Here is a 26,544-nt window from a genome sequence, read left to right as displayed (position 1 = left end):
GAAGGCCCGGCAACCAACGCCCGCCCGCTGCCGATCGCCTCATTACAATTGAAAATGATTCTCATTACATATATCATGCGCATCCCGGTTGCAGCAAAGTGCTGCGACCCGCGACACGATCCTTAGCACTCCGCCCTGCATCGATTCATGCCATCCCGTCGAACGACCCGCCGCACCCGACCCCTTCGTCCGTGGCGCACCAGCCTGCCTGCCCTGATCACCCTTTGCGTCGCAAGCGGCGCGCATGCCGACGCCGCCGAACGCGCCGACGCCAAACCCGTTGCGCCCGCATCCGCTCTCACGCCCGCATCGACACCCGCGACGCCCGCCGAACGCGAACTCCCGGCCATCAGCGTCACCGCATCGGCGGCCATCGATCCGACGATCGGTTATCAACCGCGCACCACCAGCATCGCGGGCGGCAGCGACCGCCCGCTCAAGGAGATTCCGCAATCGGTCGCGGTGGTCAGCAGCAGCGTGATGCAGGACCAGCAGGCGCGCTCGCTCGACGACGTGCTCGGCAACATCAGCGGCGTCACGCAGACGAACACGCTCGGCGGCACGCGCGACGCGTTCACCAAGCGCGGCTTCGGATCGAACAACGACGGCTCCGTGCTCGTCGACGGCGTGCGCACGCCGGTACTGCACAGCTATCTCGCGACGATCGACCGCGTCGAAGTGCTGAAGGGCCCTGCTTCGCTGCTCTACGGGATGCAGGATCCGGGCGGCGTGATCAACCTCGTCACGCGCAAGCCGGAAGACACGTTCGGCGGCTCGATCTCCGCGTCGCGCACGAACCACGGCGGCGGCAGCGCGCTATTCGATCTCACCGGCCCGCTCGGCAAGCCGGGCCAGGTCGCGGGCGGCACGCTCGCGTTCCGGCTGACCGGCGAATACGGCACGAGCCGCTACTGGCGCAGCTTCGGCCGCCAGCGCGACGCGCTGATCGCGCCCGCGCTGTCGTGGCACGACGCGAACACGTCGATCGACGTCAGCTACCAGTACGTCGACTACACGACGCCGTTCGATCGCGGCACCGTGCTCGTGAACGGCCAGCTCGACGATGCGCTGCGCTACCGCCGCTACGAAGAAGCGTGGTCGCAAAGCAGCGGCATCCAGGAAACGCTGCGTGCGCGCATCGAGCACCGCTTCTCCGACGCGTGGCGCGTGCGCGCGACCTACGGCTGGGGCCGCGACCGCTACGACCAGACCATCACCCGCGCCACCGCGTTCAACAGCGGGACCGGCGCACTGACGCGCTCGTCCGATGCGAACCTCGGGCGCAACGACTCCGACCAGATCGCGACGCTCGGCCTGCTCGGCAACGTGACGCTTGCCGGAATGAACCACGCGCTCTACATCGGCGGCGAATACGAGCGGCAGCGCAGCTTCCGCGGCGATACGATCCGCGGCAAGGCAACGACGGGCTTCAATCTCTACGACCCCGTGTACGGCCTGCTCGCGCCGGGCGGCATGCCCAACCCGAAGCAAAGCGATTCGCGCTCGGTGGTGCATGCGTATTCGATGGTCGTGCAGGACTCGGTGAAGCTCACCGAGCGCCTCACTGCGGTCGGCGGGCTGCGCTGGGAAAACTGGCAGCAGGAATCGGGGATGGGCCGGCCGTTCGTGTTCGCCGACCGCTCGCGCGGCAATGTCTGGCTGCCGCAGTTCGGGCTCGCGTATGCGCTCACGCCGGCGCTGACCGCGTATGCGAACGTGAGCCGCTCGTTCAAGCCGAATGTCGCAACGAACGTCGCCGCGCCGCTCGCGCCGGAATACGGCCGCGTGCTCGAGGCCGGCCTGAAGTTCAGCCTGAAGCCCGCGATCACGGGCACGCTCGCGGTCTACCAGATCGACAAGCGCAACGTCGCGGTCACGGTGGACGACGTCACGTCGACGATCGGCACCGCGCGCTCGCGCGGGATCGAGCTCGACGTCGCGGGGCAGATCACGCGCCACCTGAGCGTGATCGGCAGCTATGCGTATACGAACGCGACCGATCGCGACAGCAATACGCCGCTCGTCAACGTCGCGCGCCACACGGGCAGCCTGTTCGCGGTGTACGACACGGCGATCGCGAACCTGCCCGGTCGCTGGCGCTTCGGCGGCGGCGCGCGCCTCGTCGGCGCACGCTCCGGCGACACCGCGAACAGCTTCACGCTGCCCGGCTACGTGACCGTCGACGCGTTCGCGGCCTACGAAACGACGATCGGCAAGTTCCCGACGCGCTTCCAGCTCAACGTGAAGAACCTGCTCGACAAGATCTACTACCCGTCGAGCAACAACAATCTGATCGTCGCGGTCGGCGAGCCGCGGCTCGTCATGCTGACGACGACGGTGTCGTTCTGACGGCCAGGGCGGCCGGAAGCCGGGCCCGGTTCGGCGTCATTCCGCCGTCGGCGGACAGACCCGGTAGAACACGACGCTGCATAGCAACAGGAAGCCGGCAAGGATCGCCATGCCGGTGCGGATGCCCGCAAAGCCGATGATCATCGCGCCGAGAATCCCCGACAGGCTCCCGCACGCGTTGATCAGCGCGAGGCCGGCCGCCGCGGCCGCACCGGACAGCACGCGTCCCGGTAGCGTCCAGTAGATCGGCATCAGCGACAGGATGCCCGACGTCGCGACGGTCAGCATGATCAGCGCGAGCCAGAAGCTGTCGTGCGCCACGGTCGCGACGAACAGGCCGACGGCGGCCAGCGCGACCGGCACCACGCCGTGCCGGCGCAGCCGCCCGGACTTCTCCGCGACCTTCGCGTTCACGTACATGCAGATCGCCGCGACGCCGAACGGGATGGCCGTGAACAGCCCGACATCCAGGCTGTTCGCGACGCCGGCGTCATGAAACAGCGTCGGCATCCAGAACGTCAGCCCGTAGAAGGCGGTGTTGAAGAGGATCATCACGACGATCAGCGCATAGATCTTCGGCGTCCGGAACGCATCCGCGACGCGATGTGACTTGAACGCCGCCTCCTTCGCGACATTCGCCTCGATGATCTGCTTCTCGCGCGGCGTCAGCCAATCGACGTCGGCCGGCCGGTTCCGCAGCAGCGCCAGGATCACGACGCCCAGCACCGCGGACGGCAGCCCTTCGAGCAGGAACAGCCACTGCCATCCCTTGATGCCGGCCACGCCGTTCATCGTCTCCAGGATCGCGCCGGATAGCGGCGCACCGAACACGACGGCAATCGGCAACGCCATCAGGAACAGCGAATACATGCCGCTCTGGCGCCGGGCGGGCAGCCACGTGTTCGTGTAATACATCACGCCCGGAACGAAACCGGCCTCGCATACGCCAAGCAGGAAACGAAGCGAATAGAACGCGGCCTCGTTCCTCGAGAAGATCATCAGGGTCGACACGATCCCCCACGTGATCATGATCCGCGCAATCCATGCGCGTGCGCCGACTCGCCGGAGGATCAGGTTGCTCGGAATCTCGAACAGCATGTAGCCCCAGAAGAACACGCTCGCGCCGAGTGCGAAGGACGCATTCGTCAGGCCGAAATCGGCCGCCATCTGCAGTTTGGCAAAACCGATGTTCACGCGGTCCAGATAGGACATGATGAACCCGAGGAAAAACAGCGGGACGATCCTCAGTATCACCTTCCGGTACAACGCATCTTCGTGCAGTGCTTCGGTGCTTGCGCCGAGCACAAGCGTGACGTCCGCCTTCATGATCAGTTCTCCAGATTAATACAAGAACCTCGACGGCGACGGTATCGATCCATACGCTGGTACGTTTCGTATGCTCGTGGCGGGCCGGGCCGCCTGCCGGCGCCGCGTCACGAATGCGCCGACCTCATCGCTCCGCGAGCGCGAGCACGTCGGCCCAGATTCCGTCGTCGACGGAAACGCCGTGCCGCCGCTGTTCGATGCGGGTTCGCAGCGCGCTTTGCCCGGGATACAGCACCTCGTCGCTGTCTTCAGCGACTTCCGACGTATTCACGTAATCGGCCACGCCGTCGGCGACCTCGTTCGTGAACGCCTCGCCGCCCAGCTTGCGCGGGTCGATCAGGATGAACACCTGCGAGCAGCCGGTGCAGCTTCCCTGCTGCACGGCATCGATCCCGTTCGTCGCCAGCCCCTCCGACAGCACGGCGGCCAGTACGTCGAGCATGATCGCGAATCCCGAGCCCTTCCAGTAACCCATCGGCAGGATCCGCATCGACGCCTCGATCGGGCCGGGCTCGACGGTCAGCTTCCCTTCGCTGTCGAAACCGGCGGGAAACGGCATGTTTTTCCCTTTGAGGCGGGTGGCCTGCAGTTTTCCGTACGAATACTGCGACATTGCCATGTCGAGCACGATAGGGCCCTTGTCCCGCGGCACCGCCATCACGAACGGGTTGTTGCCGACGCGCGGTTTCTTGCCGCCCCAACCCGGCATGCAGGATTCGGTATTCGTCCAGCAGATCGCGATATAGCCACGATCCGCCGCGTGCCAGCCATACGTCCCGCCGCGCATCCAGTGCGTCGTGTTGCGCAGCGCGACGATGCCGACGCCCTGCTCGGCCGCGATCGCCATCGCGCGCTCGGTCGCGGACAACGCATTGAGAATGCCCGGGCCGCGATTGCCGTCCAGGATCTCGATCGCGCCGAAGCGCTTGACCGGCGTGGGGGCGCCTTGCAGATTCACCCAGCCCTTGCGGACGTAGTCGACGAAGCGCGCGACGCGATTGATGCCGTGCGAATTGACGCCGTCGCAGGTCGCCTCCGCATGAACCCGTGCGCAGACGCCCGCGTCGTGCTCGTTCATGCCCGCATTCAGGAGCGCGAGATAAATGGCGCCCTGCAACTCCTCGAACGGAATTCGGATCATCCTGCCTGTCTCCTGAAGTTCTTGTGGTGTGGTGCGGTTCGATCCGGAACCGGATGCCGCCGCCCCGGCTCGCGACCCGAACCGGTATCAGCCGCCCGCGAAATCGAGCAGGATCTTGCAGCTCTCGGCAGGCCTCTGCTCGGCCATCTCGAACGCTTGCGCGACGTCGCGGAAACCCACCTTGTGCGTGACGATGTGCTCCGGCTGAATCAGCCCGCGGCCGATCCAGTCGATGACCTGCGGGAACATTGCGCAATTCAGCCGCGACGCGGCGAGCGTCAGTTCCTTCTTCGTCAGTTCCGCCTGTACGATCGCGGACGGCTCCGACGAGAAGCCGAGCACGCCGATCCGGCCCGCCGGCGCAGCGATCCGCACGGCTTCCTCGAGAATCGACGGATGGCAGACCGCATCGAAGATCAGCGTCGGGCCGCCGTCGACGCCGCGCTGCGCCAGCGCGTCCGGCAACGACTCGACGCTCGTGTTGATGATCTCGTCCTCCGCCGCGCCGCACTTGCGCGCGAGTTGCAGGCGCGCGTCGAGCCGGTCGGTGATGAACGCGCGGATGCCGTATACGCGCTTGAGCACCTGCAGGATCGTCAGCCCGACGGTGCCTGCGCCATAGATCAGCGCAACGTCGCCCGGCAGCACGCCGGTGCGCGACGTCGCGTTCGCGGCCACCGCGAACGGCTCGACGATCGCCGCGCAGGTATCGGCGATCTCCGCCGGAATCCGGTAGGCATTGCCGGCCGGCACACAGGTGTACTGACTGAAGCCGCCGTCGCGATGCACGCCGAGCACGGTCAAGTGCCGGCAGACGTTGCGCCGGCCGATCGAGCACGCATGACAATGCCCGCAGCTGATCACGGGATCGACCGCGACGGTCTCGCCGAGCCGCGCCGCGTCGACGCCCTCGCCGACCGACTCGATCGTCCCGACGAATTCGTGGCCGATGATGCGCGGATACGACACGAACGGATTCTTGCCGTGAAAGATGTGCAGGTCCGACCCGCAGATGCCCGCATAGCGGACCTTCACGCGCACTTCGCCGGCGGCGGGCACGGGCAGCGGCACTTCGCGCACGCCCATGCTGTTCGGGCGATCGACAACGACGCTCAACATTTCGGTTCTCTCCTTCGGTTCCTTGCCGCTCACCAGTTCCACATCGAGCCGTCGCGCAGCCGCGCGACCGGCAGGTACGCGCGCTCGTACGGATACTTCGCGGCCAGCGTCTCGTCGATGTCGACACCGAGGCCCGGCACGTCGTCCATCACCAGATAACCGTCCTCGAAGCGGTAGCTGTGCGGAAACACTTCGTCGGTCAGCGGGCTGTGCGGCATCAGTTCCTGGATGCCGAAGTTCGGCGCCCACAATCCGAAGTTGACCGCCGCCGCCATGCAGACCGGCGACAGGTCGGTCGCGCCATGAAAGCCCGTGCGCACCTGGTACATCGCCGCGTAGTCGGCGATCCGGCGCACGTGCGTGATCCCGCCCGCATGCACGATCGTCGCGCGGATGTAGTCGATCAGCTGATCGCGGATCAGGTCCTTGCAATCCCAGATCGAGTTGAACACTTCGCCGACCGCGAGCGGCGTCGTCGTGTGCTGGCGGATCAGGCGGAATGCGTCCTGGTTCTCGGCGGGCGTCGCATCTTCCAGCCAGAAGAGGCGATGCGGCTCGAGATCGCGGCCGAGCCGCGCGGCCTCGATCGGCGTGAGCCGGTGATGCGCGTCGTGCAGCAGGTGCGGCGCATCGCCGACCGCGTCGCGCACCTTGCGAAACAGGTCCGGCGTATGGCGCAGATAAAGCGCGGTATCCCACGGCTCTTCAGGCGGCAGGCCCTTTTCGGCGGGTTCGTACGCGCCCGCGGTCTTGCCGACGCCGTACACCTTGTCGAGCCCCGGCACGCCCGACTGCACGCGGATCGCACGGAAGCCTGCCTCGATATGCGCGCGCACCGCGTCGACCGCTTCCTCGTGGTCGCGCCCGTTCGCGTGGCCGTACACCATCAGGCCGTCGCGGCTCTTGCCGCCGAGCAGCTGGTAAACCGGCATGCCCGCGAGCTTGCCCAAGATGTCCCACAACGCCATGTCGATCGCGGCGATCGCCGTCATCGTCACGGGCCCGCGCCGCCAGTACGCGCCGCGATACAGGTATTGCCAGATGTCCTCGATGTTGCGCGGGTCGCGGCCGACGAGACAAGGAAATACATGCTCTTCCAGGTACGCGCGCACGGCGAGCTCGCGCCCGTTGAGCGTCGCGTCGCCGAGGCCGTAGACGCCTTCGTCGGTCACGATCTTCACCGTCACGAAGTTCCGGCCCGGACACGTGACGATGGTCTGCAAGCGTTCGATTTTCACTGCGCTCCTCCAGCAGGCGATTCAGTCGACAAAGTAGTGCGGCGCGCGACTGCGCACATCGGGCAGATGCGAGCCGATCCGGTCGACGTGCGTCGCGACCGATGCGCCGAGCAACGCCATGTTGCGCGACGCGATATGCGCGAGGATCTGCTCGTGCTCCTGCAGCGCGCGGCGTGCATGATCCTCGACGCGGTCGAGCAGCAGCCAGCGCACGCGGTCGAACTGGCGCTTCATCGGCTGCAGCATTTCCCACACGTGCGGCCGGCCCGCGAACGCGAACATCCGGCCGTGCATCGCTTCGTCCAGTTCGAAGAACGCCTCGACATCGTGCGCGGCCACCGCGGCGCGCTGCGCGTCGATGATCCGCGACAGCTCCGCGAGTTGTTCCGCCGTGATTTTCTGTGCGAGCTCGACGTGGTTCGCGCATTCGAGCGTGCTGCGCGCGAACCGCCCTTCCTCGAGGATCGACATCGGAATCGGCGCGACGAACGTGCCGACCTTCCGGTGAATCTGCACGAGCCGCTCGTCGGCCAGTTGCGCGAACGCTTCGCGCACCGGCGTGCGGCTGACCTTGATCGTCGTCGAGATCACGGCCTCGGACAGCGCGGTGTGCGGCGGCAGCGCGCCCCGCACGATCGCGTGGCGCAGCAGCACGTGCACCTGCTCCGTATAAGACCGGCTCTCGTCCAGCGAGAACCCCTGCAACGCCGTGACGACGACGTCTTCCTCAAATGCTGCCGTTTCGCTCATGTTTGCCGATGCATCTGACTCGATTTCGATAACTACCATGGTACACAACCCAAGGAAATTGATAGAACTGGCGTTTACACCAATAACTTCCGGCAAAAACCCGCAATAACCTTCACTCACCCCGATATCTACCATGGTACAACCCATTTCCGATCGTCATGCCACCCGCACCCGACTTCCTGCACACCGCGCCGCCCGGCACGCGCCGCCCCCGCTATGACCGGCGCGCGGTCCGCACGGGCATCGTCCATCTCGGCCTCGGCGCGTTCCACCGCGCGCATCAGGCGATCCATACGGAAACGGTGCTCGAACAGGGCGATCTCCGCTGGGGGATCGTCGGCGTCGAGCTGCGGCGGCGCCATACCGTCGACCTGCTCGCCGCGCAGGACAACCTGTACACGGTGACTGAACGCGACGGCGACGGCGCGCGCACCCGGATCGTCGGGGCCGTGCACGGCGCGCTGTTCGCACCGGAATCGCTGCCCGCGCTGCTCGCGCTGATCGCCGATCCGCGCGTGTCGATCGTCAGCCTGACCGTGACCGAGAAAGGCTATTGCCGCCGTCCCGGCGGCGGCCTCGACACCGACGATGCCGCCCTCCGCGCTGACCTCGCCGCGCCCGACACGCCGCGTACCGCACTCGGCGTGATTGCCGCCGGCCTCCGGCAGCGGCCGGCCGGCGCGCCGCTCACCGTCGTCTGCTGCGACAACATGACGTCGAACGGCGACACGCTGCGCGCGCTGCTGCTCGACTACGCGGCATGCGTCGACGACGGCGCGCTCGCGCGGCGCATCCGCGACGACGTCGCATTCCCGAACAGCATGGTCGACCGGATCGTGCCGGCCGCGACGCCCGAATCGCTCGACTGGGCGCAAGCGCACCTCGGTGCGCGCGACGCGGCCGCGATCGTCTGCGAACCGTTCTCGCAATGGGTGATCGAGGATCGCTTCGCCGGCCCGCGCCCGCGCTGGGAAGACGCCGGCGCGCGCCTCGTCGCCGACGTGCGGCCCTACGAAACGATGAAGCTGCGGCTGCTGAACGGCTCGCATTCGGCGATCGCGTATGCGGGACAACTGCGCGGCCGCGCGACCGTGTCGGACGCAATGGCCGATCCGGCGATCGCGGCGTTCGTCGACGGCGTGATGACGCACGACCTGCTCGCGACCGTCGACGTGCCGTCCGGCTTCGACGCGCACGACTATTGCGCGACGCTCGTGCGGCGCTTCCGGAATCCGACGCTCGCGCATCGCACCGAGCAGATCGCGATGGACGGCACGCAGAAGGTGCCGCTGCGCTGGCTGCCCGCGCTCGCCGACAGCGCGGCGGCGGGCGTCGAGCGCCCGTATCTGGAGCGGGCGCTTGCGCTCTGGCTGTACTACCTGACCACCGCGCGCGACGCTTGCGGCCGGCCGCTGACGATCAGCGACCCGGGCGCGGCTGCGCTTGCCGAGACGCTCGGCGCGGCCGGCGACGCGAACGGCGCGGTGCGCGCGGCGCTCGCCAGTGCCGCGCTCGCCGGCCCGGCCGCGTGGCCCGACGCGCTGGTCGCGCGCGTCGGCGCGCATCTGTCGACGCTGCGCGCGCACGGCACCGATGCGCTGCTCGCGCCGCTGCACGCACGCTGACCGACCGTACGGCCGGTTTGCCCCCGCCGACGCGAACCGCGTGACACCCCTGCCCGTCGATGCCAGTGTCGACGCGGCGAACGATGGAAAAGACATGACGGCCGGCCCACCGGCACGAAGGAGACAGACATGAAGCAGAAGTCGCAGGCATGGTTCACGGTATTCCTGCTGTTCATCGTGTACGGCATCAACTATCTCGACCGCGTCGCGCTGTCGATCGTCGCGCCGATCGTTCAGACCGATCTCGGCATCGACGCCGCGCAGATGGGCATCGTGTTCAGCACGTTCTTCGTCGGCTACGCGCTGTTCAATTTCATCGGCGGGCTCGCATCCGACCGGCTCGGGCCGAAGCTCGTGTACGTGCTGGCGGTCGGGCTCTGGTCGATCTTCTGCGGGATGACCGCGCTGACCGTCGGCTTCGTGAGCCTGCTGATCGTGCGGTTGCTGTTCGGCATGGCCGAAGGCCCGCTGTGCTCGGCCGCGAACAAGATGGTCAACAACTGGCTGCCGCGCGATGGCGCCGCGACCGCGATGGGCCTGCTCAGCGCGGGCTCGCCGCTCGGCGGCGCGATCGCCGGGCCGATCGTCGGCCTGCTGGCCGCGCAGTTCGGCTGGCGGCCGGCATTCTGGATCGTCTGCGCGATCGGGCTCGCGTGGGTCGTGCTGTGGATGGTGTCGACGTCGGACCGTCCGGCCACGCCGGCAAACGAGGCGCCGAACATGCCCGCCGCCGCCCGCGCGAGCGACGACGACGCATCGGCACCCGCGCGCACGCTGTCGCACTACGTGCGCCAGCCGCGCATCCTCGCCACGGCGGCCGCGTTCTTCAGCTACAACTACGTGCTGTTCTTCTTCCTGAGCTGGTTCCCGAGCTATCTCGTGCGCGCGCATCACCTCAACATCAAGGAGATGAGCATCGCCACCGTCGTGCCCTGGCTCGTCGGCACGGTCGGCCTCGCGTGCGGCGGTGCCATCTCGGATGCGCTCTACCGGCTCACCGGCAACCTGCTGCTGTCGCGCCGGATCGTGCTCGTCACCTGCCTGCTCGGCGCGGGCGCATGCGTGGCGATCGCGGGTACCGTGCAGTCGACGCAAGGCGCGGTTGCGCTGATGTCCGTGTCGCTGTTCTTCCTGTACGTCACCGGCGCGATCTACTGGGCGATCGTGCAGGATGTCGTGCACCCGACGCGCGTCGGCGGCGTGAGCGGCTTCCTGCACTGCATGGGCAGCTTGTCGGGCGTGATCGGGCCGGCCGTGACCGGCTTCATCGTCGAACGCAGCGGCTCGTTCGCGGCCGCGTTCGTGCTGGCCGGCGCGATCGCGCTGACGGGCGCCGTGCTGGCCGGCGTATTCGTGCGCAACAGCCGGCCGTCGGAAGTCCTGCGCGAACGCGCGGCGCACTGACGCCCGCCGCGCGACATTCGCAACGCGACGCCGCTTCAGCCGGCGTCGCCCCCTCCCGCCCAATCATCGGACCCCCGAATATCTCCCATCCGATATCGCGATTTCCGGGATCGATCGCGCGCCCCTAGACTGGCTACGCGATGGCGACGCTGCGCGGCCGTACGGCAACGCGACACGCCCCCACAAAAACGATCCCGGGAGATAAGCCATGTCCGACCGGCATGCGCGCCGAGGCGCGCTCAAGACACTCGGCCTCGCGGCCGGCACCGCACTGCTCGCCGCCACGCGCCACGTTCACGCGGCGGCGCCCGAAACCGGCGCGCTGCTGCCCGGCGCCGCCGCGCGCCTCGCCGACCTCACGCGCCGCCTCGCGGCCGTGCCGAGACGGCGCGACTTCAAGACGGTGCCGATGATCCTCGATCGCCCCGACCAGTGGGATCACGAGGCGCTCGCCGAAGTGATCGGCTATCGCGGCGGCCCGAAGCAGGTGTGGGACAACACCGAGCTCGGCGGCCCGTGGCTGAACCTGATGCGCAATTCGCTGAATGCGCAGATCTGGTCGTACGGTCATCCGGATTTCCTCGTCGTGTCGGCCACGCACGGCAGCGCGCATCTCGCGCTGTTCGACCAGGCCGCGTGGGACAAGTACGGCCTCGCGAAACTGGCCGGCGCCGCCTTCCCGACCAACACGCTGCTCGACGCGAAGCCCGCGCAATCGAAAGGCGCGCAGGATCACGCGTTGCCCGACGGCGCCTTCTCGTCGCACGACAACAGCATCGCCGCGCTGCGGCAGCGCGGCGTCGTGTTCCTGTCGTGCCACAACGCGATCTGGGAGCTCGCGGAACGGCTCGACGGCGCGAACGCGAATCCCGACAAGCTGCCGCTCGACGCGCTCGCGGCCGACCTGACCAACCACGTGATCCCGTCGGCGATCGTCACGCCGGGCGCGGTCGGCACGCTGCCCGAACTGCAGCAGGCCGGTTTCACGTACGCGAAATGAGCTCCACGATGACCTCGATCCCCCCGCAATCGCCATCGCGCCGCCGGCGGCGCACGCTGCGCGCCGCGCTGGCCGCACTGGCCGCGTGGCTGTGCTGCGCGTCCGCGCTTTCGTTCGCCGCGCCCGCCACCGCGCCCGCAGCCACCGCAACAGCAGCCACCGCCACGACCATCTTTCCGCCCTGGCAGGACGGCCGCAACAACGACGCGATTCATCGTGGCCTCGAATTCACGGTGCCGCAGGTCGACGTGCTCGCCGATTTCCACGGCGACCTCACCGCGCCGAAGCTCGTGCTGTTCGTCGGCGGCAACTACTTCTTCGCGATGGCGCCGCTCGTCGCGAAGTTCGAGGAAGACCATCCCGAATACCGCGGCCGCATCTACTGGGAAACGATCCCGCCCGGCCTGCTCGTGAAGCAGATCCACGCGGGCGGCACGATCACGGTCGGCAACATGACGTGGACGGTCAAGCCCGATGCGTATTTCGCGGGGCTCGGCAAGATCGACGGGTTGATCGCGGACGGCACGCTCGCGGGCCCCGCGGTGCCGTACGTGACGAACCAGTTGACGATCATGGTGCGCGCCGGCAATCCGAAGCGCATCGCGTCGCTGAACGATCTCGCGCGGCCCGACGTGAAGCTTGCGATGCCGAACCCGGAATTCGAGGGCGTCGCGCGGCAGATCCGCGCGTCGCTCGCGAAGGCCGGCGGCGACGCGCTCGCGCGCACCGTCTACGACGACAAGGTGCGCGCTGGCACGACCGAGCTCACGCACATCCACCATCGGGAAACCGCGCTGTTCCTGATGCAGGGGCGCGCGGACGCCGGCGTGCTGTGGCAATCCGAAGCGGCGTTCCAGGAGCAGGTCGGGCATCCGCTGATGCACATCGACATTCCGGCCGCGCAGAATACGACGGCGATCTATGCGGGCGCGATGGTGAAGGACGCGCCGCATCCGGAAGCCGCGCGCGCGTGGCTCGCGTTCATCCGGTCGCCGGAAGCGTTCCGGATATTCCAGCGCTATGGGTTCGGCCGATACGATGCGACAACCCCGGTGCAGCACCTCGCGCCGGGGCAGGACCGGCCCGACGCAGGCTGACGGCAAAGGCCCGACCGCGTGGCGGCGCGCACGCGACATACAACAAGGAGGGGACACGTGAACGATACGGTCGACACACGGCGATACCGGATCGCACCGCTGCTGATTGCCGCAGCGGCACTGCTGGCCGGCCACGCACACGCGGACGACGCGACGCTCGGCAAGACGCTCGCAACACAGGGCTCGGCGACGGGCGTCGCCGCGTGCATCGGCTGCCACGGCAGCCACGGCGAAGGCAATGCGGCGGCCGGCTTCCCGCGCCTCGCGGGCATGAACGCCGCGTATCTGTCCGCGCAGCTTGCCGCGTTCGCGGACGGCAGCCGCCAGAATCCCGTCATGCAGCCGCTGTCGAAACTGCTGACGCCGCACGAACGCGACGCGGTATCCGCGTACTTCGCGAGCCTGCCCGCACCGGCCGGCGTCTTCACCCCCGACGACGCGTCGATCGATCCCGCGAACACCGGCGCGTGGCTCGCGACGCGCGGGCGCTGGTCGCAGGGCCTGCCTGCATGCGCGCAGTGCCACGGCCCCGGCGGCCTCGGCGTCGGCACCGCGTTTCCGCCACTCGCGGGGCAGCCTGCCGCGTATATCGCCGGCCAGTTGAACGGCTGGAAACACGGCACGCGCCCGCCCGGGCCGATGGCGCTGATGCCGATGATCGCCGGCAAGCTGTCCGATACCGACATCGACGCGGTGGCCGCTTACTATGCGCGCGGCGGCGCCGCACAAGGAGACAAGCGATGATCGACCGCACGACGCTGATCCGCCGCGCACGCGCCACGCTGCTCGGCGCGGCCTGGATGCCCGCGCTCGCGTTCGCGGCGGCGCCGCAGGACGCGCCGACTACCGCATCCGCACCCGTGGCCACACCGGCACCGGCCACAACCGCGGCGACAGCGGCCAAACCATTCACGCCGCCCGCCGAATCCGCGATGCCCGCCGACGACTTCGGCAAAACCGTGAAGCTGGGCGAGCAGATCTTCCTGCACACCCCCGAGTTCGCGGGCAAGTACGTCGGCAACAAGCTGACCTGCGCGAGCTGCCACCTCGACGCCGGCCGCCGGCCCGATTCGAGCCCGATGTGGGCCGCGTACCTGCTGTATCCGGCCTACCGCAGCAAGAACGGGCACGTCAACACGTTCGCCGAGCGCCTGCAGGGCTGCTTCCGTTACAGCATGAACGGCAAGGCGCCGCCGGCCGGCGACCCGATCCTCGTCGCGCTCGAAACCTATTCGTACTGGCTCGCGAAGGGCGCGCCGGTCGGCACGAAGCTGCCGGGGCAAGGCTTCCTGAAACTGCCGCCGCCCGCGCAGAAGGCCGACTACGCGCGCGGCGCCGCCGTCTACACGCAGCACTGCGCGCTGTGCCACGGCGCGGACGGCCAGGGGCAGTCGAGCGGCGGCAAGCCGGCCTTCCCGGCGCTGTGGGGTGCGCGCTCGTTCAACTGGGGCGCGGGGATGGGCGACATCCGCAACGCGGCCGGCTTCATCAAGGCCAACATGCCGCTCGGGCTCGGCGGCACGCTGACCGATCAGGAAGCATGGGACGTCGCGACCTTCATGGACAGCCACGAACGTCCGCAGGACCCGCGTTTCACGGGCTCCGTGCCGGACACGCGCGCGAAGTTCCACGATTCGCCCGACTCGATGTACGGGCTCCGCGTGAACGGCCGAGTGCTCGGCGCGCCATGACGCCACGCCGCACCGGCCGGCCCCGCCGGTGCGGTCACGGACGCCAGCGATACACGACGATGCTCGTCCCGTTGTAGTTGTCCTTGGTGATCACGTACTCGCCGGTCGAGCGCAGGTACGCACGCACGCCGTACATCGAGTCGACGTCGTTGCCGACGTCCATCGCCGACGTGTTCGAATTCGTCAGCGTGGTGACGAGCGCACCGGAGTTCAGGTCGAACACGTCGATGTTCGGCACCGTGTGCACGTAGCCGACGAACAGGTAGTGGCCGGCCGCCGCGATCGATTTCGGGTTCGCGCTCGTCAGGTTGATCACCGGATTCGGCGCGCTCGTGTTGCCGTTCTTCCAGCCGTGATAGACCTCGATGTGCCCGTTCATCGCGGTCCAGTCCCAGTTGCCCGCGAGGCCCTGCGCGAGGATCATCGTGTCGCTGTCGGCCTGGTAGATGATGCGCGTGACCGGCGCCACGGTGCTCGGCACGGGCGTGGTCGTCGGCTTGCCCCATGACGGCTTGCCGGTCGCGTCGAAGCCCGTCATCGGGTAGCGGGAAATCACGTTGGAACCGTTCAGCCCTGCCCACACGTCGCCGTTGCCGTCGATATCGAAGCCCGCGGTGACCTGCAGGGTCGTGTTGAACGGCTTGCCCGGGAGCGAGCCGGCCGGAATCGCGATATAGCCGCTCGCCGTGTTGAAGTAATAGAAGTTGAAGTTGCCCGGGTTCTGGCCCGACGCGACGAGGATCCGGTTGCCGCCGACCATCACGAGCTGCCCGAAGTGCTGGCCGCGCTGATAATCTTTCATGTCGAGGCGCGGGTCCTTCGGATAGGTGAACGGGTCGACCGTGTTCGCGACGAACGTGCCGCCCGCCGAGCCCGTGTACACGTTGTTGCCGCTGTAGAAGAACGCGCCATCCGTCACCGGATCGGGTGCGGCGATCCCCTCGAAGTTCAGCGCCTGCAGCTTCCATTGCAGCGCGCCCGTCGGGCTGTACGAATGCAGGTCGGTGCTGCCGTTGCGGCCGAGATCCCAGCCGCCGCCCCATGCGTTGTTCAGCACGTACAGGTTGCCGGCCGAATCCTTGCCGAGCGCGGCGACGCGCGTGAAGCGCTTGTCGCCGACCTGCCCCTTGATGCCCGTCGTCGTGTCGAGATAACCGCCCTGCACGCCGAACGTGCCGACCTGCATCGGCAGGCCGAGGAGCCCGCTGTAGACCTTGATGTTCATGTCGGGCCCTTCGTCGCCCACCATCAGCTGGCCCATCGACGCGTCGTAGAACAGCGACGCCGGCCGCGCGCCGGCCGCCATCTGGATCGTGTTCATCGCCGTGCCGGTCGCGCTGAACTGCGCGACGACGCCTGCGCTCTTGCGCGCGACCCACAGGTTGCCGGCGGCGTCGAGCGCCAGCGCGCCCGGCCCCGACACGCCGATGTCGCGCTGCCAGACGCCGTCGGTCGTATAGACGCGCACGCGGTTGCCGTAGAAATCGCTCACGTACAGCAGGTTGCCGGCCGTCGCGAGGCCCGTGATCACGTCCGCGTACTGGACGCCCGTCCACACACTGACCGGGATGCGCAGGTCGCGCAGGTTCGTGCCGCGGTTGTAGCGGCCCACCGAGCCGCTGCCGAACGTGCGGTTGTAGCCGAGCGCGACGAACAGCGACGTCGAGTTGCCGGTGATCGCGCCGCCCTGGAATTCGTCATGAATGCCGATCGTGCCGAGCGGCTGGCCGTTCTGGTAGATCGCGACGCCGCCCGCGTTCTCGTCCCAGCGCGACGCCGTGTAGATCACGCCCTCGGGGGCGACCCACATCGAGCGCGCGCCGTTGCCCACGTGCGCGGCCAGCGTGCCGAACGTGTTCGCGAGCCAGTCGGTCGTGTATTGCACCTGCGCGTGACTCGCGGGCGCCAGCACGGCCATGCACATCCCCAGCAATGCCGCGCGAATTTGTTTCATTGACATGAATAGTGCTCCCGGACGATCGTTTGTCGACACTGTAAATCGCGACGCATGAAATATTGGTGATTCCGGCAAACGCGCATTCCCCGTCATCCCGAATTATTCACCACGTGCTTTATGCCGTCCGGCGCTTTTTCGTCAATGATGGTCAAACTCGCACACCGCGCCGCAACGGCCTGGCAGCGGCGCGATTTCGGCGCTTTTTCCCGGCATTTTCTTCCGGTTCACCCAATGCGAATGCGTCATTTTTTCTGACATGCCCGCATTGCTTTCTCATTCCCCGGTGTGGGCTCGATGATTACAAATCGAAATTAAAATGAAAGAGAAAAAATATTATCCGGCGCAATCGGATTTTCGCAAATCGGCGTATCGGGCGTGCTGCGAACGCGGCGGGCGGAACGGAATGCGGAAGAAAGGAGCGGGGAAGAAGGATGCAGCCGAACAAGCCGCGCACCGGCCGTGCCGGCACGCGGTCGCGATCGTTCAGTTCGCGTTGTCGAGCGTCGGGCCGTCCCAGCCGTCGAGGTATTTCGGCAGCGCATCGACGACGTCGATCACGCGCTGCCGGTAGAACAGGTGCATCGTCGGCTGCAGGTCGTCCGGCAGTTGCCCGCCGTGCGCACGCGCGGTCAGGCTGTTCGGCACGACGCGCATGCCGAGCCGGTTCGTTCCGAACACGATCTCGCCGCACGACGCGCACCACGTGCGCGACATCGACTTCGACGGATGCGGGAACGTTGCGTTGCCGCCGTCGATCGCAACCCGCTCCGGCGGCCACGCGGTCGCGGACAGCATCGGCGTGCCGTAGAAATCGCGGCAGGTCGCGCAATGGCAGTTCGCGCGCGCCGCCGGCTCGCCGCGCAGCGTGACGGTGACGGCGCCGCACAGGCAGCGCGCGGATTGCGTTCGGGTCATGTCGTCTCCTCGAAGAACAGAGGCGACAGTATAGGAGCCGGCGTGCACCGTCGTCCGCACCGGCTGCGAATGACGTTGCGACCGCAACGACCGCTACGCGTCAGAACTTCTGGCGCAGCCCGAGGCTGACGATCGCCTGCGAGCGCGAGTCGGACGAATGGCCGTTCGCCTTGTCGGACACCGACGCGGTCGCGGCCACCGGCCGGCCGAGCGCATCGAGCGTCATGCCCGACGCATGCTGGTACGCGCCGAGCAGGTACACGCTGGTGCGCTTCGACAGGTCGTAGACGGCGCCGAGCGTGACGTTGTGATACTGCGCGCGATCGTCGACGCCATCGACATCGCTGCCGCGCGTGTAGCTGTAGCCGGCGAACAGTTGCGTCTGCGGCCGCACGTTCCAGCGCGTGAACACGCCCGCGACGTTGAACGTCGCGTGGCCGGCGAACAGCGAACGGTCGCCGCTGCGGTACTGCACGTTGCTGTAGTTCACGCCGACGACGGCCGGGCCGAAGTCGTACGTCGCCCCCGTCGCGATGATCTGCTGCGACTGCGCGCTCGCATAACCTTCGTTGATCGACGAGTTGAACAGGCCGTCGTCGGTGCTCTGCCACTTGCCCGCAGTCGGGTCGGTCGCGCCCGTCTTGCTGTTGTCCGAGCGCTCGTAGCCGACGCCGACACGCAGCGGGCCCGCCGCGTACGCCGCGCCGACGCTCCACGTGTTGCGCTGCTTCATGCTGCCCGGCTGGCCGCCGAAGCCGTACAGCGCGCCGAACGTGAAGCCCGAATAGTTGGCGCTCGTGTACTTGATCGAGCTGTCGACGCGCGCGGTCTGGTCGAGATCGTCGATGTCGCCCGGATGCGCGCCGAACCCGCCGATGAACGACGACGGGCCGACCGGGCTCACGAAGTCGTCGAGCGACGTGTACTGGCGGCCGAGCGTGACCGAGCCGTAGCGGTCGCTGCCGATGCCGACGAATGCCTGCCGGCCGAACTGGCGGCCGCCCTGGCCCGACGTGCCGTTGGCGATGTCGAAGCCGTTCTCGAGGACGAACAGCGCGCGCATCCCGCCGCCGAGATCCTCGGAACCCTTGATGCCCCAGCGGCTGCCGGACAGGTTGCCGGTCGTGAGCCCGACGCTCGAATGCCCGGTGTACGAGCCGGCCGAGCCGACCGAGCCGACCCGTTCGTTGCTGCGATAGGTCACACCCGCATCGACGATGCCGTACAGCGTGACGGAGCTTTGCGCGGAAGCGATGCCCGCGAGCGAGAGCAGCAGCGGTGCTGCGATCAGTTGCTTGTTCATGGTCTTGTGTCTCCGGGCGGTGAGCCCGTTGTTCTGGCTTGATGTTGCGAGTAGCGCGCGGGCGGCGAGATTCGCCGGCAGTGCGAGGCCGACGGCGTCCGCGCGCGGCGTCGCGGCGGGCAGGCCCGCTGCGGCCGCCATGGTAGATGGAACCGGTCCCAGACTAAAGCGCAATAATGAAAACAGTTTCTTGCCAAAGTCGAGATAGTCGAAAGCGCGGCCACGCGCACGATCGCCGTGCCTGTACAGCACGGGCGCACGCACCCGATAATCGAACGCGCGCCTTCCCTCGAGAGCTCCTCCATGCATCAAACGACCCTGCTGATCTTCGCCGCCGTCGCGTTCGTCGGCATCGCGACACCCGGCCCGACCGTACTGCTCGCGCTGACCAACGGCTCGCGCTACGGCGTGCGCCGCGCGGCTTACGGCTTCGCCGGCGCGATGCTGTCCGACCTCGTGCTGATCGTCGCGGTCGCGCTCGGCCTCGGGGCGCTGCTGATGGCGTCGGCGTTCTGGTTCTCGGTGGTGAAGTGGCTCGGCGCCGCGTACCTCGCGTATGTCGGCATCCGGCTGCTGACGTCGAAGGGTTCGCTCGACGTCGCCGCCGCGCATGGCGGCGCGGCGCCCGAACGCAACGCGTCGATCTTCGCGAAGAGCTTCCTGACCGCGGTGACGAACCCGAAGGGTTATCTGTTCTTCTCCGCGTTCCTGCCGCAGTTCCTCGATCCGTCCGCGCCGCTCGCGCCGCAATACGTCGCGCTCGCGGTCACGTTCGCGCTGCTCGACGGCGCCGTGATGTTCGGCTATGCGCTGCTCGGCGAACGCGCGGTGCGGCTGCTGAAGCGCTCGGGCGCGCTGTGGCTCGAACGCACATGCGGCGCGATGCTGCTCGCGCTCGCCGGCTCGCTGGCGCTGTACCGGCGTCATGCCGCGTAGGGGCGGATTCCGATGAAAATCGCAACGCCGCCCCGCTCCGGCTTTCTCGGTCTGTCGCTCCGCCAGATCGAACGTGCCGACCTCGACGCGTGGTATGCGTACCTGTCGAACCCCGACGTCTTCCGTCACACGAGCTGGAACCTGCGCTCGCCCGACGATCTGCTGCCGCTGTTCGACGCCATCGAATCGACGGACCCCGATTCGGTTCGCCGTCTCGCCGTGATCGACGACGCATCGGGCGCACTCGCCGGGACGATCGGCCTGCATACCGTATCGACCGTGAACCGCTCGGCGGAAATCGCTTACGATCTCGCGCCGTCGCACTGGGGGCGCGGGATCGCGAGCGCGCTGTGTACCGCCGTCACGGAGTGGGCATTCGCCGACGGTGGCTTCATGCGCATGCAGGCCGTCGTGCTGACCAGCAACGAAGGCTCCGCGCGCGTGCTGCAGAAGTGCGGCTACCGCTACGAAGGGCTGTTGCGCGCATACAAGATGGTGCGCGGCACGCCGGGCGATTTCGCGATGTACGCGCGGCTCGCGACCGACTGACGCGCAACCCGCGGCTTCACGCCAAACGCTCACCGCTTCGCATGCGCACGCCATTGGACGGCCTGCGCCGAATTGGCGACAATCGCCGTTCCTTGCCTCGACGATCCGCCATGAAAATCGCCGCGTTGTCCGACATCCACGGCAACCTCGCCGCACTCGACGCGGTGCTCGACGACGTCCGCCGCCGCGGCGCCGACGTGATCGTCAATCTCGGCGACATCGTGTCGGGCGCGCTCCATCCGGCCGAAACGGCCGACCGCCTGATCGCGCTCGACCTGCCGACCATCAAGGGCAATCACGAACGGCAACTGCTCAGCGGCGATCGCGAGTCGATGGGGCTGTCGGATCGCTGGGCGCATGACATGCTGCGCGCCGACCATCTCGACTGGCTCGCCGCGTTGCCCGAACGCGTGACGCTCGACGACGTATTGATGGTGCACGGCACGCCGGCCAGCGACGTCGTCTATTTCCTCGAAACGGTCACGCCCGACGGCTGCCGCGCGGCCACCCCCGACGAGATCGCGCAGCGCGCGGGCGACGCGCGGGCATCGCTGATCCTGTGCGGCCACACGCATGTGCCGCGCACGGCGAAGCTCGCCGACGGCCGGCTGATCGTCAACCCGGGCAGCGTCGGGCTGCAGGCGTACACGGACGACCTGCCGCATCCGCACCGGATCGAAACCGGCTCGCCGCAGGCGCGCTACGCGATGGTGTCGCGCACGGCAGCCGGCTGGAACGTCGAATTCCATGCGGTCGAATACGACTGGCACACGGCCGCCGCCACCGCGGCATCGCGCGAGCGCGACGACTGGGCCATCGCGCTGCGCACCGGCCGGTGCTGACGCGCCCGCGTCTCCCCATCACCCCGCATTCCTCAGCGTCAGCCTCGCCTCCAGCCCGCCGCCGTCCGGCCGGTTGTTCAGCGTGAGCGTGCCGCCCATCGCGAGCGCGAGTTGCCGCGCGATCGCAAGACCGAGCCCCGTGCCGCCCGTCTCGCGGTTGCGCGACGTCTCCACGCGCCGGAACGGTTCGAACACCGCGTCGAGCTGATCGTCCGGAATGCCGGGCCCGCGGTCGAGCACGGCGATGACCGCACCGCCGTCCGGCGCGGCGTGCACGTCGATCTCCGCCGCGCCCGCGAACTTCAGCGCGTTGTCGACGAGGTTGCCGACGATGCGGCGCAGCGCCTTCGGCCGCGTGACGAGCGCGAGCGGCGCGCGGCTGTGCAGCGCGACGTCCTGCCCCGCATCCGTGTAGTCGCACACGATGCTGTCGAGCAGCGCGTCGAGATCGATGCGGCGCGCGGCTTCCTCGGTGCCGTGCAGCGTCCGCGCATACGCGACACCCTCCTTCACCAGATGCTCCATCTCGAGCAGGTCCTGGCGCAACTTCGTGCCCTGCACGTCGTCGTCCATCACGTCGACGCGCAACCGCATCCGCGTGATCGGCGTCTGCAGGTCGTGCGAGATCGACGCGAGGATCTGCATGCGTTCGGCCATGTACTGCGCGATGCGGTCCTGCATCGCGTTGAACGCACGCGCGGCGCGCGCGACCTCGGACGGCCCGCCCTCGTTCAGGCGTTCGCCCTTCAGGTCGGGGCCGAGCGCGTCGGCGGCCTGCGCGAGTTGCTTGAGCGGACGCGTCGCGAGCCGCACCGCGAGCCAGCAGCACGCGGCCAGCACCGCGAGCTGCAGCACGAGCACGACCGGCAGCCAGCCCGACAGCGGCACCGTCGACATCGGATGAATGTCGATCGTCAGCGGCGACCCGTCGGTCAGCCGCAGATGCACCTGCAGATGTTCGCGGTCGCCGGGGATCGCGTTCGCGGTCAGCGGGTAGTCGCCGCCGATGCCGTCGGAAATCGACCGCTCGACGCGCGCCGACAGCCGCGCTTCCGGCGGCGTGCCCGTTTCGCCGGGCCCGAGGATGAACGCATAGCTGCGCCGCGCGAGGCGCGGCAGCCACGCGACCCGCTCGGCGGGCGGCAGGTGGTCGAGCAGCGCGACCGAGCTCGCGACCTCGCGCTCGATGTAGCCCATCATCAGGTTGGTGGTCGCCTGGTCGCGCTCGGTCACCGTGAGCCAGAACGACAGCGTCTGCGCGAGCGCGAGGCCCACGCACAGGATCAGCGCGAGCCGCGCGAACAGCGAGCGCGGCCAGTGCCACAGCGTGCGCGCGCTCATGACGTACCGTCGACGGCGGTCACGGCCGACGAGAACACGTAGCCCTCGTTGCGCAGGGTCTTGATGTAGCGCGGTTCGCGCGCACCGTCGCGCAGCCGCTGGCGCAGCCGGCTCACGAGCAGGTCGATCGACCGGTCGAACGGGTCGGACTGCCGCCCCTGCGTGAGGTTGAGCAGCTGGTCGCGCGTCAGCACGCGCTGCGGATGGTCGAGGAACACGCGCAGCAGCCGGTATTCGGCGCCGCTCAGCGCGACCAGCGTGCCTTCGGCGTCGAGCAGGTGGCGCCCCGTCGTGTCGAGCCGCCATTCGCCGAACGCGAGCAACTCGGCCGTTTCCGTCACCTGCATGCCGGGCGGCAACATGCGCGCGCGGCGCAGCACCGAACGAATCCGCGCGAGCAGCTCGCGTACCGCGAACGGCTTGGCCAGGTAGTCGTCGGCGCCCATCTCGAGGCCGATGATGCGGTCGGTTTCCTCGCCGCGCGCGGTCAGCATCAGCACGGGCACCGTGCGGAACTTGCCGGCGCGCAGGTCGCGGCACAGCGTGAGGCCATCCTCGCCCGGCAGCATCAGGTCGAGCACGATCAGGTCGGGCGCGCCGTCGTCCAGCACGTTGCGCATCTCGCGGCCGTTCGCGGCCAGCGACACGCGCATGCCGTTCTTCTCGAGGTAGTCCGCGATCAGTTCGCGGATCGCGCGATCGTCGTCGACGATCAGCACGTGGTCGATCTTGTCCATGAGTCGGTGTCGGGTAGTTCAGGCTGGCGATGTCCGCTGTTATACCGCACGGCGGGCACGTGTTTGTATCCCAATGTATCGCGCGGCCGCGACGACACACAACATTGCACACGCGCGGCTCGCCGGACATATCTCGGATACGTCGGCGCAGCCTAATGGGGCCTGTCGAAACCCGTCCGGCCGCCGCTCCGAGCGGCGGCCTCCCGATCAGGAGAACGCCATGCTGCCCCGACTCAAGACCGCCGCCCTCGTCATCGCCCTCGCCGCCACGGCCGGGCTCGCCGCCTTCGCCGGCACCCGCGACGACGCGGGCATGACGACCTCGCTGGCCGGCACGCCGGCACCCGATTTCACCGGCATCGACCGTTGGCACAACAGCGCGCCGCTCAAGCTCGACCAGTTGCACGGCAAGGTCGTGCTGGTCGATTTCTGGACGTACTCGTGCATCAACTGCATTCATACGATTCCGTACGTGAACGACTGGTATCGGAAGTATCGCGACCAGGGGCTCGTCGTGGTCGGCGTGCATACGCCCGAATATCCGTTCGAGCGCGACGCGGGCAACGTCGCCGATGCGATCAAGCGCTTCGGGATCCGGTATCCGGTCGCGCAGGACAACCGCTACGACACGTGGCGCGCGTACGGCAACCAGTACTGGCCCGCGTTGTACCTGATCGATGCGAACGGGAAGGTCGTCTATACGCGTTATGGCGAAGGCGGGTACGACAAGACCGAGGCAGCGATTCGCGGTGCGCTCGCGCAGGCGGGAGAAGGGATGAAGGGAACGACGCGCACGCAGTAACCTGCCGGCGCGGGGGCGCGGCGCTCGCCCGCCCGCGCGCGCGTCATGCTCACCCGCGCTTCGCGTCGGCCGCCGCCAGCATCGCTTCCCCGATCGCAAGCTTCCCGTTCGCAACCAGCGCGTCGCCCGCGCCGCGGATATCGGCTTCGGCCTTGTTCTGCCCGAGCTTGCGCTTGCCGACGAGCCGCGTGATCTCGATCTGCAGCCCGACGATCGCCTGCAGCATCGTGTCGAGATAATCGGCCGGCGCGTCGCCCATCTTCCACGGCACCGGCTGCGACGCTTCGTGCGTGCGCGTCAGCCGGGCGACCACGCCGCGCACGAACTTCTCGTCGTCGCGCACCGTGATACGGCCGTGCGCATGCACGACCACATAGTTCCACGTCGGCACCTGCCGGTGCGCGACGTGCTTGCTCGGGTACCAGTTCGGCGAGATGTACGCGTCGCCGGCGCGGAAAATCACGAGCACCTCGTCGCCGTTCGCGACGTCCTGCCAGACCGGATTCGCACGCGCGACGTGCGCGTGCAGCTCGCCGAGCCCGCCGTCGCCGGGCAGCAGCTCGAACGGGATGTGGTTCGCGTCGAGCCCGTTCTTCCCGTGCGTGATCAGGCTGCCGAACGGATGCTGCACGATCAGTTCGCGCAGCGCATCGGGGTTGGGCTCGTTGAAATCGGCGGGGACGTACATGTCGGCTCCACGGTCGTGCAGGGGTTGAAATGGCTCGGGCGCTGGCCCGTCATGCGCCGATTGTGATCTCAAACTGGTTTATGCTGTAGAGCCGGTTTGGAACAATTTCAGCAGACCAGAATCATGGCAAGAACGGCCCGGAACGTCGAAATCCCGTCGCTCGGCGCGCTCGACCGCGCGGCCGGCGACCTGAGCCGCCAGCTCGCGCAGGCGCTGCGCGACGCCGTGCGGCGCGGCGACGTCCGTCCGGGCGATACGCTGCCGTCCACGCGGCTGCTGGCGGCCGCGCTGCAGGTCGCGCGCGGCACCGTCGTCGACGCGTATGCGCAGCTGGTCGCCGAAGGCTTCCTCGAATCGCGCGGCGGCGCGGGCACGCGCGTCGCGCACGCGCTGGCCGAGCCGCCGCCCGTCGACGAACCCGAACCGCCCGCCCAACGCGGGCGCCCGGCGCGCGCCGGGCTGCCCGAACCGGCCGCCACCTTCGCGCGAATCGCCCGCGAATTCCTTCCGCTGCCGGCCATGCCGTTCGCGATCTCGGTGCCGGTCGGCCTCACCGCGCCCGACGACATCTGGCGCCGGCTCGGCAACCGCCTGCGCGCGCGCGGCGCCGGCGCGCCGTCCGGCTATGCCGACCCGCAAGGCGCGCGGCCGCTGCGCGAGGCGATCGCCGACTACGTGCGCCGGTCGCGCTCGGTGCGCTGCACGGCCGACCAGGTCGTGATCACGAGCGGCACTCAGCAGGGGCTGCATCTCGCGAGCCAGGTGCTGCTCGATGCACACGACCAGGCGTGGGTCGAGAATCCGGCCTATCGCGGCATCACCGCGCTGCTCGAAAGCACCGGGCGGCGCGACGCGATGGTCCGCGTGCCGGTCGACGCCGACGGCATCGACGTCGACGCGGGCATCCGCCTGGCGCCGCATGCGCGCGCCGCATTCGTCACGCCGTCGCACCAGTACCCGCTCGGCATGCCGCTGAGCATGGCGCGGCGCAACGCGCTGCTTGCCTGGGCACGCGCACAGCGCGCGTGGGTGGTCGAGGATGACTACGACAGCGAGCTGCGCTACGAAGGCTATCCGTTCCCGTCGCTGCAGGGGCTCGCGCCCGACCGCGTGATCTATCTCGGCACGTTCAGCAAGATCCTGTTTCCGTCGCTGCGGCTCGGCTACGTGATCGCACCCGACGATCTCGTGCCCGCGTTCTGCGGCGCGCGCGTGCTGATGGATCGCCATGCGCCGACCGCCGACCAGCACGTGCTGGCCGCGTTCATCGCGGAAGGCCATCTCGACCGCCACATCCGCCGCGTGCGCGGCGTGTACGCCGAGCAGCGCGCGCTGCTGATCGACACGCTCGGCGCGAGGCTGCCGCGCGAACGCGCATGGGTGCAGCCCGGCGACCAGGGGATGCACGTCGTGCTGTGGCTCGCCGAAGGGATCGACGATCTCGACGTGGTCGCGCGCGCGGCGCAGGCCGGCGTCGCGGTGCGCGCGGTGTCGCCGATGTTCGCGCCGGGCACGGCCCGGCCGGGGCTCGTGCTCGGCTTCGGCGGGTTCGGCCGCGCGCAGATGGAGGCGGCCGCGCAGCGGCTCGCGGACGTGGTTTCGTCGGAAGAATCGCAGCCGGTCGCGCCGCAAAAGGTTGTCCGCAGGCAACAAACGTAATCGTCTGTAAATCCTGCAAGCAAAAGGCCGTTTCGGCCGCCGGCAAGCGTGCGCCGTTTGCTAGGATCGCGCCTC

23 protein-coding genes are annotated in these 26,544 nt (G+C 68.4%); 12 read left to right on the top strand and 11 right to left on the bottom strand.

Going from position 1 to position 26,544, the window contains the following annotated elements; all coding sequences use genetic code 11:
* Positions 1–147 precede the first annotated feature (147 nt).
* Positions 148–2,349, top strand: a complete 2,202-nt coding sequence (locus tag OEJ37_RS26795) for a TonB-dependent siderophore receptor (protein WP_263347192.1) — start codon at positions 148–150, stop codon at positions 2,347–2,349.
* 36 nt (positions 2,350–2,385) lie between these two features.
* Here OEJ37_RS26795 and OEJ37_RS26790 read toward each other — a convergent pair whose 3' ends face one another.
* From OEJ37_RS26790 to OEJ37_RS26770, 5 genes are all read right to left on the bottom strand, one after another.
* Complete coding sequence (locus OEJ37_RS26790; RefSeq protein WP_263347189.1) at positions 2,386–3,675, bottom strand: MFS transporter; 1,290 nt, start codon at positions 3,673–3,675, stop codon at positions 2,386–2,388.
* A gap of 124 nt (positions 3,676–3,799) precedes the next feature.
* Positions 3,800–4,816: a 3-dehydro-L-gulonate 2-dehydrogenase gene (yiaK, locus tag OEJ37_RS26785; RefSeq protein WP_263347188.1), complete on the bottom strand. Its 1,017-nt coding sequence runs from the start codon at positions 4,814–4,816 to the stop codon at positions 3,800–3,802.
* 87 nt (positions 4,817–4,903) lie between these two features.
* Positions 4,904–5,935: a Zn-dependent oxidoreductase gene (locus tag OEJ37_RS26780; RefSeq protein ID WP_174421026.1), complete on the bottom strand. Its 1,032-nt coding sequence runs from the start codon at positions 5,933–5,935 to the stop codon at positions 4,904–4,906.
* A gap of 29 nt (positions 5,936–5,964) precedes the next feature.
* Positions 5,965–7,173, bottom strand: coding sequence for a D-mannonate dehydratase ManD (manD, locus tag OEJ37_RS26775; RefSeq protein WP_174421025.1), 1,209 nt, complete (start codon positions 7,171–7,173; stop codon positions 5,965–5,967).
* A 21-nt stretch (positions 7,174–7,194) separates the two neighbouring features.
* On the bottom strand, positions 7,195–7,923 hold the full coding sequence (locus OEJ37_RS26770; RefSeq protein ID WP_175918595.1) for a GntR family transcriptional regulator: 729 nt from the start codon (positions 7,921–7,923) through the stop codon (positions 7,195–7,197).
* Between the two features lie 158 nt (positions 7,924–8,081).
* On the opposite strand from OEJ37_RS26770, the gene OEJ37_RS26765 reads away from it, so the two are divergent.
* From OEJ37_RS26765 to OEJ37_RS26740, 6 genes are all read left to right on the top strand, one after another.
* Positions 8,082–9,548, top strand: a complete 1,467-nt coding sequence (locus tag OEJ37_RS26765) for a mannitol dehydrogenase family protein (RefSeq protein ID WP_263347184.1) — start codon at positions 8,082–8,084, stop codon at positions 9,546–9,548.
* 129 nt (positions 9,549–9,677) lie between these two features.
* Positions 9,678–10,952 carry an MFS transporter gene (locus tag OEJ37_RS26760; RefSeq protein WP_263347181.1) on the top strand — a complete coding sequence of 425 codons (1,275 nt, stop codon included), beginning with the start codon at positions 9,678–9,680 and terminating at the stop codon, positions 10,950–10,952.
* A 208-nt stretch (positions 10,953–11,160) separates the two neighbouring features.
* A complete protein-coding gene (locus OEJ37_RS26755; RefSeq protein ID WP_175918597.1) occupies positions 11,161–11,952 on the top strand; it encodes a transcriptional initiation protein Tat in 792 nt (263 codons plus the stop codon).
* An 8-nt stretch (positions 11,953–11,960) separates the two neighbouring features.
* Entirely contained in the window at positions 11,961–13,049 is a 1,089-nt protein-coding gene (locus OEJ37_RS26750; protein WP_263347178.1) for a molybdate ABC transporter substrate-binding protein, read from the top strand.
* Positions 13,050–13,106: 57 nt separating this feature from the next.
* Entirely contained in the window at positions 13,107–13,793 is a 687-nt protein-coding gene (locus OEJ37_RS26745) for a c-type cytochrome (RefSeq protein ID WP_175918599.1), read from the top strand.
* Positions 13,790–14,740 carry a c-type cytochrome gene (locus OEJ37_RS26740; RefSeq protein WP_263347174.1) on the top strand — a complete coding sequence of 317 codons (951 nt, stop codon included), beginning with the start codon at positions 13,790–13,792 and terminating at the stop codon, positions 14,738–14,740. The genes OEJ37_RS26745 and OEJ37_RS26740 overlap by 4 nt, the downstream gene beginning before the upstream one ends.
* 34 nt (positions 14,741–14,774) lie before the next feature.
* Here OEJ37_RS26740 and OEJ37_RS26735 read toward each other — a convergent pair whose 3' ends face one another.
* The 3 genes from OEJ37_RS26735 to OEJ37_RS26725 all read right to left on the bottom strand — a co-directional run bounded on the left by OEJ37_RS26735 (position 14,775) and on the right by OEJ37_RS26725 (position 18,915).
* On the bottom strand, positions 14,775–16,700 hold the full coding sequence (locus OEJ37_RS26735) for an SMP-30/gluconolaconase/LRE-like region family protein (RefSeq protein ID WP_263347172.1): 1,926 nt from the start codon (positions 16,698–16,700) through the stop codon (positions 14,775–14,777).
* A gap of 480 nt (positions 16,701–17,180) precedes the next feature.
* Complete coding sequence (locus OEJ37_RS26730; protein WP_263347169.1) at positions 17,181–17,612, bottom strand: GFA family protein; 432 nt, start codon at positions 17,610–17,612, stop codon at positions 17,181–17,183.
* Positions 17,613–17,712: 100 nt separating this feature from the next.
* Positions 17,713–18,915: a porin gene (locus OEJ37_RS26725; RefSeq protein ID WP_263347167.1), complete on the bottom strand. Its 1,203-nt coding sequence runs from the start codon at positions 18,913–18,915 to the stop codon at positions 17,713–17,715.
* A gap of 303 nt (positions 18,916–19,218) precedes the next feature.
* Between OEJ37_RS26725 and OEJ37_RS26720 the strand changes: the two genes are divergently transcribed.
* The 3 genes from OEJ37_RS26720 to OEJ37_RS26710 all read left to right on the top strand — a co-directional run bounded on the left by OEJ37_RS26720 (position 19,219) and on the right by OEJ37_RS26710 (position 21,242).
* Complete coding sequence (locus tag OEJ37_RS26720) at positions 19,219–19,851, top strand: LysE family translocator (RefSeq protein ID WP_263347165.1); 633 nt, start codon at positions 19,219–19,221, stop codon at positions 19,849–19,851.
* Between the two features lie 12 nt (positions 19,852–19,863).
* On the top strand, positions 19,864–20,400 hold the full coding sequence (locus tag OEJ37_RS26715) for a GNAT family N-acetyltransferase (RefSeq protein ID WP_263347162.1): 537 nt from the start codon (positions 19,864–19,866) through the stop codon (positions 20,398–20,400).
* Between the two features lie 110 nt (positions 20,401–20,510).
* Positions 20,511–21,242: a metallophosphoesterase family protein gene (locus tag OEJ37_RS26710; protein WP_263347160.1), complete on the top strand. Its 732-nt coding sequence runs from the start codon at positions 20,511–20,513 to the stop codon at positions 21,240–21,242.
* A gap of 18 nt (positions 21,243–21,260) precedes the next feature.
* Here the strand turns inward: OEJ37_RS26710 and OEJ37_RS26705 are convergent, their stop codons facing one another.
* Both OEJ37_RS26705 and OEJ37_RS26700 read right to left on the bottom strand, forming a co-directional pair.
* Positions 21,261–22,583: an ATP-binding protein gene (locus OEJ37_RS26705; RefSeq protein WP_263347159.1), complete on the bottom strand. Its 1,323-nt coding sequence runs from the start codon at positions 22,581–22,583 to the stop codon at positions 21,261–21,263.
* Entirely contained in the window at positions 22,580–23,320 is a 741-nt protein-coding gene (locus OEJ37_RS26700) for a response regulator (RefSeq protein WP_174421010.1), read from the bottom strand. Before OEJ37_RS26700 ends, OEJ37_RS26705 begins: the two co-directional genes overlap by 4 nt.
* A gap of 220 nt (positions 23,321–23,540) precedes the next feature.
* On the opposite strand from OEJ37_RS26700, the gene OEJ37_RS26695 reads away from it, so the two are divergent.
* The gene (locus OEJ37_RS26695; protein ID WP_175943856.1) at positions 23,541–24,122 is read left to right on the top strand and encodes a thioredoxin family protein; all 582 of its coding nucleotides are present in this window, start codon (positions 23,541–23,543) and stop codon (positions 24,120–24,122) included.
* A 49-nt stretch (positions 24,123–24,171) separates the two neighbouring features.
* On the opposite strand, the gene OEJ37_RS26690 is transcribed toward OEJ37_RS26695, so the two are convergent.
* The gene (locus OEJ37_RS26690) at positions 24,172–24,810 is read right to left on the bottom strand and encodes an FMN-binding negative transcriptional regulator (RefSeq protein WP_174417942.1); all 639 of its coding nucleotides are present in this window, start codon (positions 24,808–24,810) and stop codon (positions 24,172–24,174) included.
* Between the two features lie 123 nt (positions 24,811–24,933).
* Between OEJ37_RS26690 and OEJ37_RS26685 the strand changes: the two genes are divergently transcribed.
* Positions 24,934–26,469 (top strand): PLP-dependent aminotransferase family protein, encoded by a 1,536-nt coding sequence (locus tag OEJ37_RS26685; protein WP_263347156.1) that lies wholly within the window; start codon positions 24,934–24,936, stop codon positions 26,467–26,469.
* Positions 26,470–26,544: the final 75 nt, after the last annotated feature.

Origin of the sequence: Burkholderia sp. BKH01, assembly GCF_025685725.1 — a bacterium.
GTDB lineage: Bacteria > Pseudomonadota > Gammaproteobacteria > Burkholderiales > Burkholderiaceae > Burkholderia > Burkholderia pyrrocinia_C.
The sequence above is the reverse complement of the archived record's forward strand: the minus strand, read 5'-3'. Positions and strand labels throughout refer to the sequence as shown.

What these genes read in the sequence shown, in the direction of transcription:
- OEJ37_RS26795 (WP_263347192.1), top strand. Translation starts at nt 148, where the DNA reads ATGCCATCCCGTCGAACGACCCGCCGCACCCGACCCCTTCGTCCGTGG.
- OEJ37_RS26790 (WP_263347189.1), bottom strand. Translation starts at nt 3,675, where the DNA reads ATGAAGGCGGACGTCACGCTTGTGCTCGGCGCAAGCACCGAAGCACTG.
- yiaK (WP_263347188.1), bottom strand. Translation starts at nt 4,816, where the DNA reads ATGATCCGAATTCCGTTCGAGGAGTTGCAGGGCGCCATTTATCTCGCG.
- OEJ37_RS26780 (WP_174421026.1), bottom strand. Translation starts at nt 5,935, where the DNA reads ATGTTGAGCGTCGTTGTCGATCGCCCGAACAGCATGGGCGTGCGCGAA.
- OEJ37_RS26770 (WP_175918595.1), bottom strand. Translation starts at nt 7,923, where the DNA reads ATGAGCGAAACGGCAGCATTTGAGGAAGACGTCGTCGTCACGGCGTTG.
- OEJ37_RS26765 (WP_263347184.1), top strand. Translation starts at nt 8,082, where the DNA reads ATGCCACCCGCACCCGACTTCCTGCACACCGCGCCGCCCGGCACGCGC.
- OEJ37_RS26760 (WP_263347181.1), top strand. Translation starts at nt 9,678, where the DNA reads ATGAAGCAGAAGTCGCAGGCATGGTTCACGGTATTCCTGCTGTTCATC.
- OEJ37_RS26755 (WP_175918597.1), top strand. Translation starts at nt 11,161, where the DNA reads ATGTCCGACCGGCATGCGCGCCGAGGCGCGCTCAAGACACTCGGCCTC.
- OEJ37_RS26750 (WP_263347178.1), top strand. Translation starts at nt 11,961, where the DNA reads ATGACCTCGATCCCCCCGCAATCGCCATCGCGCCGCCGGCGGCGCACG.
- OEJ37_RS26740 (WP_263347174.1), top strand. Translation starts at nt 13,790, where the DNA reads ATGATCGACCGCACGACGCTGATCCGCCGCGCACGCGCCACGCTGCTC.
- OEJ37_RS26735 (WP_263347172.1), bottom strand. Translation starts at nt 16,700, where the DNA reads ATGTCAATGAAACAAATTCGCGCGGCATTGCTGGGGATGTGCATGGCC.
- OEJ37_RS26730 (WP_263347169.1), bottom strand. Translation starts at nt 17,612, where the DNA reads ATGACCCGAACGCAATCCGCGCGCTGCCTGTGCGGCGCCGTCACCGTC.
- OEJ37_RS26725 (WP_263347167.1), bottom strand. Translation starts at nt 18,915, where the DNA reads ATGAACAAGCAACTGATCGCAGCACCGCTGCTGCTCTCGCTCGCGGGC.
- OEJ37_RS26720 (WP_263347165.1), top strand. Translation starts at nt 19,219, where the DNA reads ATGCATCAAACGACCCTGCTGATCTTCGCCGCCGTCGCGTTCGTCGGC.
- OEJ37_RS26715 (WP_263347162.1), top strand. Translation starts at nt 19,864, where the DNA reads ATGAAAATCGCAACGCCGCCCCGCTCCGGCTTTCTCGGTCTGTCGCTC.
- OEJ37_RS26710 (WP_263347160.1), top strand. Translation starts at nt 20,511, where the DNA reads ATGAAAATCGCCGCGTTGTCCGACATCCACGGCAACCTCGCCGCACTC.
- OEJ37_RS26705 (WP_263347159.1), bottom strand. Translation starts at nt 22,583, where the DNA reads ATGAGCGCGCGCACGCTGTGGCACTGGCCGCGCTCGCTGTTCGCGCGG.
- OEJ37_RS26700 (WP_174421010.1), bottom strand. Translation starts at nt 23,320, where the DNA reads ATGGACAAGATCGACCACGTGCTGATCGTCGACGACGATCGCGCGATC.
- OEJ37_RS26695 (WP_175943856.1), top strand. Translation starts at nt 23,541, where the DNA reads ATGCTGCCCCGACTCAAGACCGCCGCCCTCGTCATCGCCCTCGCCGCC.
- OEJ37_RS26690 (WP_174417942.1), bottom strand. Translation starts at nt 24,810, where the DNA reads ATGTACGTCCCCGCCGATTTCAACGAGCCCAACCCCGATGCGCTGCGC.
- OEJ37_RS26685 (WP_263347156.1), top strand. Translation starts at nt 24,934, where the DNA reads ATGGCAAGAACGGCCCGGAACGTCGAAATCCCGTCGCTCGGCGCGCTC.